Here is a 15,401-nt window from a genome sequence, read left to right as displayed (position 1 = left end):
GAGACAGTCCCCCTCCTGCGACGCGGAGCCCCGCGAAGCCCGCCCGACCCCCAGTACGGGCGCGATCCCCGGTCCTCCCTGATCACCGCGTCGCACCACGAAGTCTGCCCGCACCAGCGCCGCCGCGAGACCGTGAAGCTGCCCGAATGCGACTGCGTAGTTGTACGCATCCGCTCCGGGGGAAGCTGCCGACGAACACGACCAGAAGCGCCTCCCGGCTCTCGGCCGGGAGGCGCTCCTGGTGCCTGATCAGGTCAGATGGCGGCCACGCCAGTCTCGCCGGTGCGCACCCGCACGACGCTCTCGACCGCGGTCACCCACACCTTGCCGTCGCCCACCTTGCCGGTGCGGGCGGCGCTGACGATCCCTTCCACGACCTTGTCGACGTCGGTCTCGTCGACCAGGACCTCCACGCGGGACTTCTCGATGAAGTCCACCGAGTACTCAGCACCCCGGTAGACCTCGGTGTGGCCCTTCTGCCTGCCGTAGCCCTGGGCGTCGCTCACGGTCATGCCCAGCACGCCCAGCTTGCCGAGCTCGTCCTTGAGATCGTCCACCTTCTGCGGCTGAACGATCGCGGTCACCAGCTTCATGCGCGGCTGCCCTCCAGCTTGCGGTCTTCGACGTCGCCGGCCGAAGCAGCGGCTCGGCGAGCCGATCGGTCATCCCCGAAGTGGTACGCGGTCTCCGCGTGCTCGGTCTCGTCGATGCCCGCGGCCTCGTCCTCCTCTCTCAGCCGGAAGCCGATGGTCGCCTTCACGATCAGGGCCAGGACCAGGCTGAGCACGAACGAGTAGAGCAGCACCGCGAAGGCTCCGACGGCCTGCCGCCACAACTGATCCAGACCGCCGCCGTAGAACAGACCCGCCACGCCCGCCGGGGCCTCCGCCGAGGCGAACAGACCCACCAGCAGCGTGCCCAGCAGACCCCCGACCAGGTGGACGCCGACGACGTCGAGGGAATCGTCGTAACCGAACTTGAACTTGAGGCTCACCGCCAGCGCGCAGGCCGCGCCCGTGATCGCACCGATCGCGATGGCGCCCAGCGGCGTCACCGACGAGCAGGCCGGGGTGATCGCGACCAGACCGGCCACGATGCCCGACGCGGCGCCCAGCGTGGTGGCGTGACCGTCGCGCAGCCGCTCCACCAGCAGCCAGCCCAGCATCGCCGCGCTGGTGGCGACCAGCGTGTTGACCAGCACGAACGCCGCCGTGTTGTCGGCGGCCAGCGCGGAACCGGCGTTGAAGCCGAACCAGCCGAACCACAGCAGGCCGGCGCCGAGCACCACGAACGGCAGGTTGTGCGGCTTGCCGACGCCCTTGGGCCAGTTCGTGCGCTTGCCCAGCACCAGCACCAGGGCCAGCGCGGCGGCGCCGGCGTTGATGTGGACCGCGGTGCCACCCGCAAAGTCGATCGCGGCCAGGCGGTTGGCGATCCAGCCGCCGACGCCGGTCACGTTGCCCGCGTCATCGGTGTCGTCGAAGTCGAAGACCCAGTGCGCGACCGGGAAGTACACCACGACCGCCCACAGCGCGGCGAACAGCAGCCACGGGCCGAAGCGCGCGCGGTCGGCGATGGCGCCGGAGATCAGCGCGACCGTCAGGATCGCGAACATCGCCTGGAAACCGACGAAGGCCAGCGACGGGATCGTGCCCGACAGCGAGTCCTCACCGAGCAGGCCCGCCAGACCGAAGTTCTCGAAGGGGTTCGCCAGCAGACCCAGACCACCGATGTCGGTGGCGAAGGCCATCGAGTAGCCGAACAGCACCCACAGCACGCCGATCACGCCGATCGAGCCGAGGCTCATCATCAGCATGTTCAGCACGCCCCGGGACCGGACCATGCCGCCGTAGAAGAACGCCAGCCCCGGAGTCATCAGCAGGACAAGAGCGGCGCTCACGAGCACCCATGCGGTATCGCCTGAATTCACATTGCCTCCCCGTGCGAACCGAGTTGGGCCGCATCTTGGGAAATGCCTGTTTCAGGCGAAGCGTCGTGCTGTAACGCAGGCGTGAAATGTGACCCACCCTCTGTTACGGGGACGTGCGCACGTCAATTCGGTGTTACGCGGCCGATCACCGACGGGACCTGGACCGGCCTGCCGACGGAGAGCCCGAAGCCCAGCCAGCCCGCTGAGCAGGCCAGGATCAGCACCAGCGGCAGCGTCCACGCGCCGGAGACGTCGTGCAGCAGACCGATGAGCAGCGGGCCCGCCGCGGCGATGAGATAACCCCCGCCCTGGGCCATTCCGGACAAGGCGGTCGTGGTGTCGCTGTCCGGCGAGCGCAGCCCCAGCAGCGTCAGCGCCAGTCCGAACGCCGCGCCCTGAGCCAGCCCCAGCACCACGACCGCGGGCCACAGCAGTCCGGTGGGGCCGAGCAGGATTCCGCCGAAGCCGAACATGAGCATCAGCGCCAGCACCACGATGATCGGCCGCTGGTCGCGCAAGCGCCGGCACAGCAACGGGATCGACATCGACCCGGCGGCCTGGATCGCCGCCTGCACGCCCAGCGCGAGCCCCGCCAGCTCCGGGCTCATCCCCCGGCTCTGCAGCATCGTCGGCAGCCAGCCGAACACGACGTAGGCCAGCGAGGACTGCAAGCCCATGAAGAAGGTGAGATGCCACGCCAGCGGGCTGCGCCACAGGATCCCCGGGCTGACCGGCTTCGGCGCGGCGACCGCGCTGCCGCGCACCGCGACCAGGCTGATCACCAGGGCCACCAGCACCGGAACGGCCAGCAGCCCCAGCGGCGCCCGCCACTCCGAGCCCAGCGCGTGCCCGATCGGCACCACCGCGGCGGCCGCGAACGCGCCGCCCAGCGTCAGGCACATCGTGTAGACGGCGGTGACCACGGGGACCGTGTGCGGGAAGTCGCGCTTGATCAGGCCGGGCACGGCGACGTTGGCGACCGCGATGCCCGCGCCGACCACGACCGTTCCCGCCAGCAGCGTCGGGATGTCGCCGAAGGCGCGCAGCGAGTTGCCGATCAGCAGCACCACCAGGCAGCCCAGCAGCACCCGCTCGTCGCCGAAGCGCTGGCGCAGCCGCGGCGCGACGAACGCGAACGCGCCCAGGCACACGACCGGCAAGGTCGTCAGCACGCCGCTGAACGTCCCCGTCACCCCGAGGTCTCGCTGGATGCGGTCCAGCAGCGGCGCCACCGCCGTGAACGGTGGTCGCAACGCCAAGGCCACCAGCACGACCACGACCACGGTCACGATGGCGGTGACCCGCTGGGTCCGCGGCGTTCCCCCCTGGACTCCGGTACCCACGCGACGTTCCTTCCCCGAAAGAGCTGGTCAGACTGCGACGAGATCCGCTCGGCGGCGTCGCGGGCTCAACTCAACTACATGGAACGCCCGTACCACAAACTCTCGCGCAGTGAACCTGCACACCTCACGCGGGAATGCTCTCGAACACCCCAAATCCCGCCGCCCGGAGAGGCACCGTTCGAATTTCGCGCGAAATTCGAGTCCGAAAGATCCCGGTCGAATTTCGCGCGAAATTCGACGAGCCCCCTCCCGACAGTGACCCGGGCACGGTCCCCGGGCACGACGAAGCCCCCGGCGAGCCGTGCCGGGGGCTTCGAGTCGCGGTTGCGACGCGGGTCAGTTGAGCAGGGCGTCGACGAACGCTCCCGGCTCGAACGGGGCGAGGTCGTCCGCCCCCTCGCCGAGACCGACGAGCTTGACCGGGACGCCGAGCTCGCGCTGGACCTGGAAGACGATGCCGCCCTTGGCGGTGCCGTCGAGCTTGGTCAGCACGATGCCGGTGACGTCGACGACCTCGGAGAACACCCGGGCCTGCATGAGCCCGTTCTGCCCCGTGGTGGCGTCGAGGACCAGCAGCACCTCGTCGACCTGGGCCTTCTTCTCCACGACGCGCTTGACCTTGCCGAGCTCGTCCATCAGGCCGGTCTTGGTGTGCAGCCGGCCGGCGGTGTCGACCAGCACCGCGTCCACGGCGCTGTCGCTGCCCCGGCTGACGGCCTCGAACGCCACGCTGGCCGGGTCGGCCCCCTCGTTGCCGCGCACCACCTCGGCGCCGACGCGCTCACCCCAGGTCGCCAGCTGCTCGACGGCGGCGGCGCGGAAGGTGTCGGCGGCACCGAGCAGCACGGTCCGGCCGTCGGCGACCAGGACGCGGGCCAGCTTGCCGGTGGTCGTGGTCTTGCCGGTGCCGTTGACGCCCACGACCAGCAGCACCGCCGGCTTGCCGCCGTCGGCCGGGTCGCCGTGCGGCAGCGCGCGCACCGAGCGCTCCATGTCCTTGCCGAGCGCGTCGACGAGCACCTCGCGCAGGACGGTGCGGGCCTCCTCCGGGCTGCGCACGGCGCGGGAGGCGATCTCGGAGCGCAGCCGCTCGGTGATCTCGGTGGTGGTGGCCGCGCCCAGGTCGGCCATCAGCAGGGTGTCCTCGATCTCCTCCCAGGAGTCCTCGTCGAGGTCACCCGCGCCGAGCAGGCCCAGCAGGCTCTGCCCGAAGGTCGTGCGGGAGCGGGACAGCCGGCCGCGGAGCCGTTCGAGGCGACCGGCGGTGGGCTCGATCTCCTCCACCTCGACGGCGGGCGCCTCGGGCTCCGGCGGAGCCGTGGGCTGCGCGGGAACCTCCGGTTCCGCGAGGGGTTCGGCCGTCGCGGTGTCCTCGGGCAGTTCGACGTCGACGATGCCGCGCCGCTCGGTGTCGCGCGGAACCGCCGCGTCGTCACCGACGCCGGGCTGGCCCTCCACCTCGGTGCGCTCTTCGACCGGGTGCTCCGGCGCGGCGGGTTCGGCCGCGGCCTCGGGCTCGGCGGTCGCGGCGCCGCTGGCGAAGCTGATGCCGCTACCGGTCTGGTAGCCGCCGCCCTTGACGGCGGTGGGCGCGTCCGCTTCGTCCTTCTCACGCAGGCTGATCCGCCGACGGCGGTTGAGCACCACACCGGCGACCACGGCGAGAGCCAGCACCACCGCGACAACGACGACGATCAGAATCAGGGTTTCGGTGGTCACCCGCCCATCCTCCCACCTGCTCTAACCGCTTCCACCAGGCACCTGCCGGGCAGTTACGTGAGCAATTCACCAACAATGACCACAAAGTGCTTGCTTTTTCATGCCCGTGTGCAATACACCACAGGTATGCGCTGGTGGCGAGTGGTGGGGCTGCTCTCGGGAACCTCGATGGACGGCATCGACGTGGTCGCGGCGGACATGCGCCTCGACGGCGAGACGATCGAGCTCCGCCCGCTCGGCGACCACACCCTCGACTACCCCGCCGACCTGCGCGAAGACCTCCTCGCGGCGCTGCCGCCGGGCACGCTCGACGCCGAGACCTTCTGCCGCCTGGACACCCTCGTGGGCCGGTGCTTCGCCGAAGCCGCGCTCCTGGGCGTGGATCTGGCGGGCGGCGAAGCCGACTTCGTCTCCTCGCTCGGCCAGACGATCTACCACTGGGTCGAGGGCGGCCGCGCCCACGGCACCCTCCAGATCGGCCAACCGGCCTGGATCGCCGAGGCCACCGGCCTGCCGGTCATCTCCGACCTGCGCACCCGCGACGTCGCCGCCTCCGGCCACGGCGCTCCCCTAGCCGGCGTCCTCGACTCCCTCTGGCTCGGAGATCCAGGATTTCAATGGAAATCGGATGCCGGAATTCCACTGAAATCGGGGACACCGGACACCCCGGTGGCGCTGAACATCGGTGGGATCGCGAACATCGCCGTGGTCGGCGGGCCGGAGCCGCTGGCCTACGACACCGGTCCCGGCAACGCCCTCATCGACCTCGCCGCGCAGCAGCGGACCGGGAAGCCGCAGGACACCGACGGCGCGCTGGCCGCGTCCGGGACCGTGCGCGAGGACCTGCTCACGATCCTGCTGGACGACGAGTACTACCGGCTGCCCGCGCCGAAGTCGACCGGCAAGGAGCACTTCAACTCCGCCTACCTCGCCCGCGCGCTCCACGAGCTCGGCGAGCCCGTCTCGGACGCCGACCTGCTGGCGACCCTGACCGAGCTGACCGCGCGCACCATCGCCGACGCCTGCCGCGCCGAAGGCGCCGGACGCGTCGTCGTCGCAGGCGGCGGCGTGCGCAACCCCGTGCTGCTGGCTGCACTTCGCCGACAGCTGGACGTCCCGCTGCTGGTCAGCGACGATCTCGGGATGCCCTCCGACAGCAAGGAAGCCCTGCTCACCGCGCTGCTCGGCTTCCTGACCTGGAACGGGCTCCCCGGCAACACACCCGGGACCACGGGAGCCGCCGGTCCCCGGGTCCTGGGCAGCATCACGCCGGGAGCGACCGGCCTGCGACTGCCCGAACCCGCCACCACCCAGCCACGACGGCTGATCATGCGGTCCGCCGCAACGAACTAGGAGGCCAGATGCGATCGCTCGACCTCGTCGTGATCGGGTTGTACCTGATCGCGATGCCGGCCCTGGGATTGCTGCTCAGCGGCAAGCAGAAGAGCTCGCAGGACTACTTCGTCGGCGGGCGGCAACTCCCCTGGTGGGCCGTGTGCTTCTCGGTGGTGGCCACCGAGACCTCGACGCTGACCGTGATCAGCGTGCCGACGGTGGCCTACCTCGGCAGCTTCACCTACCTGCAGCTGGCCATCGGCTACCTGATCGGCCGCATCGTGGTCTCCTTCGTGCTGCTGCCCCGCTACTTCGCCGGAAACCTGGTGAGCGCCTACGCCTTCCTCGGCCAGCGCTTCGGAACCGGTCTGCAGGGCACCGCGTCGGTGACGTTCCTGATCACCCGGCTGCTCGCCGACGGCCTGCGGCTGTTCGCCACGGCGATCCCGGTGAAGGTGATGCTCGCGGCGTTCGACGTGCACCTGTCGTACTGGCAGATCATCGCGCTGCTGGCGGTCCTGACCGTGATCTACACCTACTTCGGCGGCATCAAGGCCGTGGTGTGGGTCGACGCGATCCAGATGTTCGTCTACATCGGCGGCGCGATCCTGGCCGGGATCATCCTGTTCGGCAAGCTCCCCGGCGACTGGTTCTCCACGGCGATGGCCGAGGGCAAGTTCCAGCTGCTGGACTTCTCCTCGTCGATCATCACCGACCAGTACGCGTTCTTCACCGCGGTGATCGGTGGCGCGGTGTTCGCGATGGCCTCGCACGGCGCCGACCAGCTGATGGTGCAGCGCCTGCTGGCCTGCAAGGACCTCAAGGACGGCCGGCGGGCGCTGATCGCCAGCGGTGTCGTGGTGGCCCTGCAGTTCGGGCTGTTCCTGTTCATCGGCACCATGCTGTGGTCGTTCTTCAAGGGAGCCACCCCGGAGTCGATGGGACTGGCCAGCTCCGACGAGCTGTTCCCGCAGTTCATCGTCAACGAACTTCCGCCGGGCGTCTCCGGGCTGTTCATCGCCGGCATCCTCGCCGCCGCGATGAGCACCCTGGCGTCCTCGCTGAACTCGCTGTCGACCTCGACGGTCAGCGACCTCTACCAGCGGCTGTCGAAGAAGCCGCTCGACGACGCGGCCGTGCTGAAGATGGGCAAGCTATGGACGCTGGTGTGGGCGGTGGTGTTCGTGGTGTTCGCGTCGATGTTCACCAGCACCGAGAACCCGGTGGTCGAGGTCGGTCTGAGCATCGCCAGCTACACCTACGGCGCGCTGCTGGGGGCGTTCCTGCTGGGTCTGCTGGTCAAGCGCGCTCGGCAGGCCGACGCGATCATCGCCTTCGTCGCGACCATCGCGGTGGTGCTGTACTTCGTCATCGGGGTGAGCTTCCCCGACGGTGAAGGAGGCGAGACGTCGCTGGCCTTCCCCTGGTACACCCCGTTGGGCGTGATCGTGACCCTCGTGGTCGGCGGTCTGCTGTCCCTCCGCCACAGCCGAGACTCCGAAGAAACCGTCCCGGAAACCGTCTGACCCGGATTACCGCAGTAATCGGGTCCCCGATTACTGCGGTAATCCACACCCTCAAACCCAGCCAGAGGCCCGAACACGGCCGTGATCGGGTACCTGATTACTGCGGTGTTCGGGGTTGGACGCGAGCGCGGCCCCCGGTGAGCAGTCACCGGGGGCCGCGTCGTGCCTGCGGGTCAGGCGAAGGCCAGGGGGAGGAGACCGACGAGGAGGAACAGGACGAACACGGCGATGCTGACGCCGATGGTCACGCCCAGGCCCGGGGTCTCCTGCGGGGTCGGACCGATGGCGCCGTCCATGAAGACCATCGCCGGGGGCTTGTAGTACACGTCGAGCTGCTGGCCGGCTCCGACCGGGATCACCGCGGTCGCGTAACCGATCTTCCACAGGTAGTTCACGTGGACCCGGATCTGGTGCTGCCCGGGCGGCAGGTCGATCGGGTTCTTGCCCCAGGTCAGCACCGGGCCGGGCTGACCGTTGATCGTCACCTGCGGCTTGAACAGCAGGAAGGCCAGCATCAGCCAGTGGTACGAGCAGTCGATCAGCAGTCGTCCCATGCCGGGCGGAGGCGGCGGGAACTGCGGAGGCATCTGCTGCTGCGGCATCTGCTGGTGCGGAGGCATCTGCTGCGGGGGCATCTGCTGCATCGGTCCGGACTGCGGGTACCCGGGGCCCTGCTGGGGGTAGCCCTGCGGCGGATAACCCTGCTGCTGCGGGTAGCCCTGCGGCATCGGCTGCTGCGGCATCGGGCCGGACGGCGGACCGTAACCGGGGGGCACCTGGGCGCCCTGATGCGGATACGGCGACTGCCCTGGCGGGGGGCCGTACGGGTTGGTCATCAAGATCTCCTAGTGCCTGCCTCGGTCCCCGCACTCGGGGTGGTGCTCGCGGGAGCACGACGCCGACTCCTCGCCCGGTGAGATGCCGGATCACGCCCATCTTCGCGCATGCGTTCCCCTGCCCCCAAACCCCCATCGGCAATGCCTGCGCACAGCCCTTCAGTCCTGGTGACGACGAGCCGATCAAGGAGCAATGAGGATGTTCGTCCACAGGAGCCGGGCCGGATCGCCCACCGCGCACGGCACCGATCACCGGGAGTTCCAGAGCAGGCTGGACGCCTACGCGGTCGGCGACCTCGACGACGTCGACTGGCTGATGATGCGCACGCACCTGGCCGAATGCGCCGACTGCCAAGCCGACCTGCGCCGCCCCGAGCTGTGGAACCGCGCCGCACCGCAACGCATCACCGCAGATCACGAGGTGCTGCGGCACCCGCACCGGGAGACCGCACCGGGCTGGACGCTGATGCTCGGCATCGTCCTGGTGGCCTCGCTCGTCGCCTTCGGCATCGGCTACGCCTGGGGCGGGATCTAGGGGCTGTTGATGAATGCGGCGAAGCCGCATCCTCTTCCACCACCTGAGCAGCTGGCACCGCCGCGGGTTCGCCAGCGCCTTCGTGGCGAGCACGCCGGGACGCCGCGTATTGACATACTCAAGGAGCGGCGCACGGAGACCACGGAGGCGTTCAGGTTCCGCCACCCGCACCGCCACGCAAAGCAATCCCTGAACAGTCCTCAGTCCAGGACCGAGGCGACGTCGCCTTCCTCCGGGGCGCCTTCGGGCTCGGGTTCGTCGGACTTCTTCTCCGCCTTGCCCTTCAGGCGCTGCGAGATGACCTGGGTGATGCCGTCGCCGCGCATCGTCACGCCGTAGAGCGCGTCGGCGATCTCCATGGTCGGCTTCTGGTGCGTGATGATGATCAGCTGCGAGGTGGCGCGCAGCTGGTCGAGCAGCGTGATCAGGCGCCGCAGGTTGGTGTCGTCCAGCGCCGCCTCGACCTCGTCCATCACGTAGAACGGCGAGGGGCGGGCGCGGAAGATCGCCACCAGCATCGCCACCGCGGTCAGCGACTTCTCGCCACCGGACAGCAGCGACAGCCGCTTGACCTTCTTGCCCGGCGGACGCGCTTCGACCTCGACACCGGTGCTGAGCATGTCGCCCGGATCGGTCAGGGTCAGGCGGCCGTCGCCGCCCGGGAACAGGACTTTGAAGACGACCTCGAACTCCTTGGCCACGTCCTCGAAGGCCGAGCTGAAGACCTCCAGGATCTTCTCGTCGACCTCCTTGACCACGCTGAGCAGGTCGCGGCGGCTGTCCTTGAGGTCTTCCAGCTGGGTGGACAGGAACTTGTAGCGCTCCTCCAGCGCCGCGAACTCCTCCAGCGCCAGCGGGTTGACCTTGCCCAGCAGCGACAGGTCCTTCTCCGCGCGCTTGGCACGCCGCTCCTGGGTCGCGCGGTCGAAGGGCACCGGCGGCGGGGCGCTGACCTCGTCGCCGCGTTCCTTCGCGGCCTCGTACTCGGCGACCTCGGCGGGGCTCGGCGGCACCGGCACGGTCGGGCCGTACTCGTCGACCAGGTCGTCCAGGCCGATCCCGAAGTCCTCGATGATCTTGGTTTCGAGCTGCTCGATCCGCAGCCGCTGCTCAGCGCGCACCACCTCGTCGCGGTGCACCGCATCGGTCAGCTTCTCCAGCTCACCGGACAGCTCGCGGACGCGGGCGCGGACCACGCCGAGGGCCTGCTCGTGCTCGCTCTGCTTGGCCTGCGCGACGTCTCGTTCCTCGGTCGCGGCCTGCAGCGACACCGTGATCCGCTCCAGCGCGGTCTCGGCTCCGTCGATGACGGCGCGCGTGACGCGGGCGGCGCGTTCCCGGGCCTCGCGGGCGGCCGCGGCGCGGGCGCGGGTCTCGCGCTCGTGACGCGCGGCGCGGCGCAGCTGATCGGCCCGGCCCTGCACGGCGCGTGCGCGCTCCTCGGCGGTGCGCTGGGTCAGCCGCGCGTCCATCTCCTGCTGGCGCACGGCCGTGAGCTCGGTGGAGAGGCGGTCGCGCTCGTCGGTGTCGGGCTCGGCGGCCTCTTCCTGCTCGTTCTTCACCGCGTCCAGGCGCTCTTCGAGCTCGGCGAGCTTGACCAGCGACTGGTCGCGGGTCTGCTCGACCTTGACGCGCTGCTCGGAGATCCGCTCGACCTCGGAGGTCGCGTTGCGGGCGGCGCGCTGCAGGCTCGACAGCCGCTCTGTGCTGCGGGCGCGGGCGACCTTGGCCTCGTTGATCTGCTCCTGCGCGGCACGGGCCTCGGCGCGCCGCGACTCCTCCTCGGCGCGGGCGCCTTCCAGCGCGGCCGAATGCTGCTCCAGCCTGCGCTCGGCCGCCGCGAGCTCGCTCTCGGCCTCGTCGACGGCGGCGCGGACCTCGATGACGCTCTGCTCGTCGTCCGAGCCGCCGGTGGCCCAGTGCGCGCCGAGCACGTCACCGGTCGAGGTCACCGCCCGCACGCTCGGGTGGGCCTGCACGACTTCCCGCGCGGCGTCGAGGGTCTCGACCACCACGACCTGGTCCAGCGCGCTGAGCACCGCACCCCGGAGCTCGTCCGGAGCGGTGATCAGGTCCACGGCCCACCGGGCCGAACCGGGCAGCTGCGGCCAGTGCGAGCGGTCGACGTCGGCGTCGGAGCCGATCACCACGCCGGAACGACCCGCGTCATCGGACTTGAGCAGGTTCAGCGCGGTCACCGCGTCGGTGACACCGCGCACCACGACCGCGTCGGCGACAGCGCCCAGCGCTGCGGCGAGCGCGGCCTCGGCACCGGTTTCGACGGTGAGCAGCGCGGCAACCGATCCCAGCAGGCCGGGCACCCGGTCACCGGCGGCCAGCAGGGCACCGGCGCCGTCCTTGCGCTGCAGCCCCATCGACAGGGCCTCGACCCGCGCCTTCCAGGACGCGATCTCGCGTTCCGCGGAGCGCTCCTGCTTGACCAGCTCCTCCACCCGCGCGCGGGCGGCATCGCGCGCCTGCGCCGCGTTCTCGCGGCGTTCCTGCAGGCCGGCGTCGTCGGAGTCGTAACCGCCGCTCTCCTCCTCGGCGTCGGCCAGCGCGCCGTGCGCCTCCTCGGCGCGAGCGGTGGCCTCCTCCAGGGATTCGCTGAGGCGCTCGATCTCGTCGGCGCTGTCGCTGACCTTCCCGCGCAGCGACTCGACCTGACCGGACAGGCGGGCGGCGCCTTCGCGCCGGTCGGCGATGGCCCGCACCGCCGCCATGTGGGCCTGCTCGGCCTGCTTGAGCTGCGATTCCAGTTCGGAGCGGCGCTGCACCACGTCCTGGAGGGCTTCGCGCGCCTCCTCGACCTGCTCGCGGAGCTCGATCTCCTGCTCGGCGGCCTCCTCGGCCTCGGCGTCGAGCTGGTCGGGGTCGCGACCGGAGCGCTGCTCCTCGGTCTGCTCGGTGAGGTGCCGGTGCCGTTCGGCGGCCAACCGCAGCGTGCCGCGCAGGCGCTCTTCGAGCGCCGACAACCGGTACCAGGTCTCCTGGGCCTTGTTCAGGCGCGGCGCGTCGGCGGCCACCGCCTCTTCGAGGGTCTTCTCCTCGGACTGGGCGAACTGCAGGGCCCGCTCGACCTCGGTGCGCTTGGCGCGCGCGGTCTCCTGGTCGGCCTCGTCGCGGGCCAGGTCCGCGCGGGCCGTGACCAGGTCGTCGGCGATCAGCCGGAGCCTGGCGTCGCGCAGGTCGGCCTGCACGGTCTGCGCCTTGCGGGCGATCTCGGCCTGCTTGCCCAGCGGCTTGAGCTGTCGCCGCAGCTCGCTGGTGAGGTCGGTCAGACGCGTCAGGTTGGCCTGCATCGCATCGAGCTTGCGCAGCGCCTTTTCCTTGCGCTTGCGGTGCTTGAGCACACCGGCGGCCTCTTCGATGAGGCGGCGGTTCTCGTCCGGCTTGGCCTGCAGGATCGACGCCAGCTGGCCCTGGCCGACGATGACGTGCATCTCGCGGCCGATACCGGAGTCCGACAGCAGTTCCTGCACGTCCATCAGCCGGCAGGTGTTGCCGTTGATCTCGTACTCGCTGGCGCCGTCGCGGAACATCCGGCGGGTGATGGAGACCTCGGTGTACTCGATCGGCAGCGCGCCGTCGGCGTTGTCGATGGTCAGCGTGACCTCGGCGCGGCCCAGCGGGGCGCGGCCCGCGGTGCCCGCGAAGATCACGTCCTCCATCTTGCCGCCGCGCAGGTCCTTCGCGCCCTGCTCGCCCATCACCCAGCGCAGCGCGTCGAGGACGTTGGACTTTCCGGAGCCGTTGGGTCCGACGACGCAGGTGATTCCGGGTTCGAAGCGCAGCGTGGTGGCCGAGGCGAAGGACTTGAACCCCTTCAGCGTCAGGCTCTTGAGATGCACGGCTGCCGTCGACCTTCCCGTCGGTTACGCGACCACGTCCGCGAGACTCTACCGTCGATCGAGCGCCGCCCGACGCAGAACCGCTGGTTCAGCGCTCATCGCAGGATCCTCCGGCCGGATCCGGTGGGGAAATGAGCTTCCCGATGTACGAGGAACGGCGTCCAACACCTGACTTGCTCTCAGCCATGACCTTCTGCTTGGTGGAAGCGGGTTTGTCGGTGGCCGCTGTCACAGTTTGGGTGTGAAGATCATGGTGCAGGTGAAGCTGATCCCAACGCCGGAGCAAGCCTCGGCGCTGGAAGCGACCCTGCGCACGGTCAACCAGGCCGCGAACGACGTTTCCCGGACTGGTTTCGAGCGTTGCGGCCTTCGTGGTGAGGTCAAGCGGCTGCGGTCGGAGTGCTACGCCGAGCTCAAGGACCGTGGGCTTGGAGCTCAGGCCGCGCAACACGTCATTAAGCGCGTCGCCGATGCCTACGCCACCCTGCGCGGCAACATTCACCACGGGAACTTGGGCAAGACGGGTTCGAACCGACGAGTGAAGGCGGAGTCGAAGCCAATCGAGTTCCGCCTAAATGCGGCGCACACCTTCGACAACCGTTGTTTGTCGTGGAACTACGACCAGCGCACAGTTTCGATCTGGACCGTGCACGGGCGGTTGAAGAACGTCGCGTTCGCCGCCTCGCCCAGCGATCTGAGGACCCTGATCGAGCATCGTCGGGGAGAGTCCGACCTGGTTTTCAGGGACAGCAAGTGGTTCCTGCTCGCAGTCTGCGAAATTCCCGAACAACCGGAGTTCGAGCCTCGGGATGGGGTCGGGGTGGACCGAGGGATCAACAACCTGGCCACCACCAGCGATGCGACCAACTACTCCGGCCGTCGCCTGAACCGCTACCGGCGTTGGCAAGCACGCAAGAAGGCAGAGATCCAGGCCAAACGCACCCGCTCGGCCGCACGCCTGCTCAAAAAGCGTGCCAAGCGGGAGGCGCGGCACGCCGCGCACATCAATCACTCGATCGCCAAGGACGTTGTGGCCGTCGCCCAACGCACCGAACGCGGCATCGCCCTCGAAGACCTCAAGGGCATCCGTGAGCGGGTCACGGTTCGACGCGACCAGCGGGCCACACAATCGTCCTGGCCGTTCCACCAGCTCGGCGCGTTCATCGCTTACAAGGCGCGGCGTGTGGGGGTGCCGGTGATCGAGGTGGACGCGGCCTACACCTCGCAACGCTGCCCACTACGGGGGTGCGGACACACCGAGCGAGCCAACCGGCCCACTCGGGATTTCTTTTCTTGTCGTCGGTGCGGTCTCGCTGGACCAGCTGACGTCGTCGCCGGGGTCAACGTGCGCGACCGCGCGCGCTCGGCGTGGGTATTCGTAAACATGCCCCAACCCACCTAGTGGTGGACGATGCGACCCGTCTCACCGCAGCCAGCCGTGAGACGAGAGCGCAAGCAAAGACCACACGGACCAAGCCGCCTTGGGCTCGTCCTCAGGTCAAAGCAGTTTACCGCTCGACGAAGCCGGTCAGGCCGCCCTTGGGTTCCATCCACAGCTCGGCGACGTGATCCACCCGACCGGGTGTCCGGCCGGAACGCAGCGCCTCCAGAAGTTTTTCGCAGTCTTCCCGCGGTCCCTCGGCGACGACCTCGACCCGGCTGGCGGGGAGGTTGGTGGCGCTGCCGACGAGTCCCAGCTCCAGCGCGCGAGATCGCGTCCACCAGCGAAAACCCACGCCCTGAACCTGTCCGTGCACCCGCGCGATCAGTCGTGCCCGTTCTGATTCCGTCACGGTCCCCGATGATGCCGCGCCCGCTCCCAGGTCACATCACCGGCAGCTGATCGAGACGAATCCGACTGCCGGTATGATCCGCCAGATCCCGGCGCGAGCCGGTGACCGCGGGGGACGAGGACAAACCGACACGAGTTGGGGCACCGATGGACCCGTTAGACGTGGAAGACCCGGACGCCCGGCCGAAGCGCCTGGTGATGCTCGCCGCGTCCGGCATCGCGGTGGCCACGATCTTCGCGACGACCGCAGCGGTCGTGGCCGGATCCGACAGGCGCGAGTCCGCGGGCCCGGACATCACCCTGCACCCCACCACCAAGCGCACCAGCGCCACCTCGTACACGACGGCGCCGCCGATGCCCCCGGGCCCGCCGATCACCGGCACCACGAGCTCGGAGACCTCGACCAGCAGCGAGGAATCGTCGACCACGCGCAGCTCGTCGTCGACGACGCCATCGGCGACGCAGGCACCGCCGCCGCCACCTCCGAGCCCGACCACGACGACGCCGCGCCCGACGCCGACCAGGCCGTCGCCC

General features: G+C 69.7%; 12 protein-coding genes. 4 read left to right on the top strand and 8 right to left on the bottom strand.

Annotated features, from left to right (window positions below; all coding sequences use genetic code 11):
* Positions 1-254: 254 nt before the first annotated feature.
* The 4 genes from E1181_RS29545 to ftsY form a co-directional block, all read right to left on the bottom strand.
* Positions 255-593: a P-II family nitrogen regulator gene (locus E1181_RS29545; protein WP_132679695.1), complete on the bottom strand. Its 339-nt coding sequence runs from the start codon at positions 591-593 to the stop codon at positions 255-257.
* Positions 590-1,930 (bottom strand): ammonium transporter, encoded by a 1,341-nt coding sequence (locus E1181_RS29540; RefSeq protein ID WP_132679694.1) that lies wholly within the window; start codon positions 1,928-1,930, stop codon positions 590-592. The genes E1181_RS29545 and E1181_RS29540 overlap by 4 nt, the downstream gene beginning before the upstream one ends.
* 122 nt (positions 1,931-2,052) lie before the next feature.
* Positions 2,053-3,273, bottom strand: coding sequence for a CynX/NimT family MFS transporter (locus E1181_RS29535; RefSeq protein WP_235877143.1), 1,221 nt, complete (start codon positions 3,271-3,273; stop codon positions 2,053-2,055).
* A gap of 336 nt (positions 3,274-3,609) precedes the next feature.
* Positions 3,610-4,992: a signal recognition particle-docking protein FtsY gene (ftsY, locus tag E1181_RS29530; protein ID WP_132679693.1), complete on the bottom strand. Its 1,383-nt coding sequence runs from the start codon at positions 4,990-4,992 to the stop codon at positions 3,610-3,612.
* Between the two features lie 126 nt (positions 4,993-5,118).
* Here ftsY and E1181_RS29525 point away from each other — a divergent pair, with 126 nt between their 5' ends.
* Positions 5,119-6,345 carry an anhydro-N-acetylmuramic acid kinase gene (locus E1181_RS29525; RefSeq protein ID WP_132679692.1) on the top strand — a complete coding sequence of 409 codons (1,227 nt, stop codon included), beginning with the start codon at positions 5,119-5,121 and terminating at the stop codon, positions 6,343-6,345.
* An 8-nt stretch (positions 6,346-6,353) separates the two neighbouring features.
* Entirely contained in the window at positions 6,354-7,853 is a 1,500-nt protein-coding gene (locus E1181_RS29520; protein ID WP_132679691.1) for a sodium:solute symporter, read from the top strand.
* 173 nt (positions 7,854-8,026) lie between these two features.
* Here E1181_RS29520 and E1181_RS29515 read toward each other — a convergent pair whose 3' ends face one another.
* Positions 8,027-8,689, bottom strand: coding sequence for a hypothetical protein (locus E1181_RS29515; protein WP_132679690.1), 663 nt, complete (start codon positions 8,687-8,689; stop codon positions 8,027-8,029).
* Between the two features lie 199 nt (positions 8,690-8,888).
* Between E1181_RS29515 and E1181_RS29510 the strand changes: the two genes are divergently transcribed.
* Positions 8,889-9,224 (top strand): zf-HC2 domain-containing protein, encoded by a 336-nt coding sequence (locus E1181_RS29510; RefSeq protein ID WP_165944790.1) that lies wholly within the window; start codon positions 8,889-8,891, stop codon positions 9,222-9,224.
* A 200-nt stretch (positions 9,225-9,424) separates the two neighbouring features.
* Here E1181_RS29510 and smc read toward each other — a convergent pair whose 3' ends face one another.
* The gene (gene smc / locus E1181_RS29505) at positions 9,425-13,075 is read right to left on the bottom strand and encodes a chromosome segregation protein SMC (RefSeq protein WP_132679688.1); all 3,651 of its coding nucleotides are present in this window, start codon (positions 13,073-13,075) and stop codon (positions 9,425-9,427) included.
* 250 nt (positions 13,076-13,325) lie between these two features.
* On the opposite strand from smc, the gene E1181_RS29500 reads away from it, so the two are divergent.
* The gene (locus tag E1181_RS29500) at positions 13,326-14,477 is read left to right on the top strand and encodes an RNA-guided endonuclease InsQ/TnpB family protein (RefSeq protein ID WP_235877144.1); all 1,152 of its coding nucleotides are present in this window, start codon (positions 13,326-13,328) and stop codon (positions 14,475-14,477) included.
* Between the two features lie 106 nt (positions 14,478-14,583).
* On the opposite strand, the gene E1181_RS29495 is transcribed toward E1181_RS29500, so the two are convergent.
* On the bottom strand, positions 14,584-14,868 hold the full coding sequence (locus E1181_RS29495; protein WP_132625441.1) for an acylphosphatase: 285 nt from the start codon (positions 14,866-14,868) through the stop codon (positions 14,584-14,586).
* A 31-nt stretch (positions 14,869-14,899) separates the two neighbouring features.
* Positions 14,900-15,401: hypothetical protein (locus E1181_RS29490; protein WP_165944789.1), on the bottom strand; the 502-nt coding region annotated here is incomplete at its 5' end.

This window comes from Saccharopolyspora terrae (genome assembly GCF_004348435.1).
GTDB classification, from domain to species: domain Bacteria; phylum Actinomycetota; class Actinomycetes; order Mycobacteriales; family Pseudonocardiaceae; genus Saccharopolyspora; species Saccharopolyspora endophytica.
This window is presented reverse-complemented; position numbering and strand designations above follow the sequence as displayed.

Bases quoted from the DNA above. Each gene is read 5' to 3' on its own strand.
- E1181_RS29520 (WP_132679691.1), top strand. From the start codon at position 6,354: ATGCGATCGCTCGACCTCGTCGTGATCGGGTTGTACCTGATCGCGATG.
- E1181_RS29515 (WP_132679690.1), bottom strand. From the start codon at position 8,689: ATGACCAACCCGTACGGCCCCCCGCCAGGGCAGTCGCCGTATCCGCAT.
- E1181_RS29525 (WP_132679692.1), top strand. From the start codon at position 5,119: ATGCGCTGGTGGCGAGTGGTGGGGCTGCTCTCGGGAACCTCGATGGAC.
- E1181_RS29510 (WP_165944790.1), top strand. From the start codon at position 8,889: ATGTTCGTCCACAGGAGCCGGGCCGGATCGCCCACCGCGCACGGCACC.
- E1181_RS29500 (WP_235877144.1), top strand. From the start codon at position 13,326: ATGGTGCAGGTGAAGCTGATCCCAACGCCGGAGCAAGCCTCGGCGCTG.
- E1181_RS29545 (WP_132679695.1), bottom strand. From the start codon at position 593: ATGAAGCTGGTGACCGCGATCGTTCAGCCGCAGAAGGTGGACGATCTC.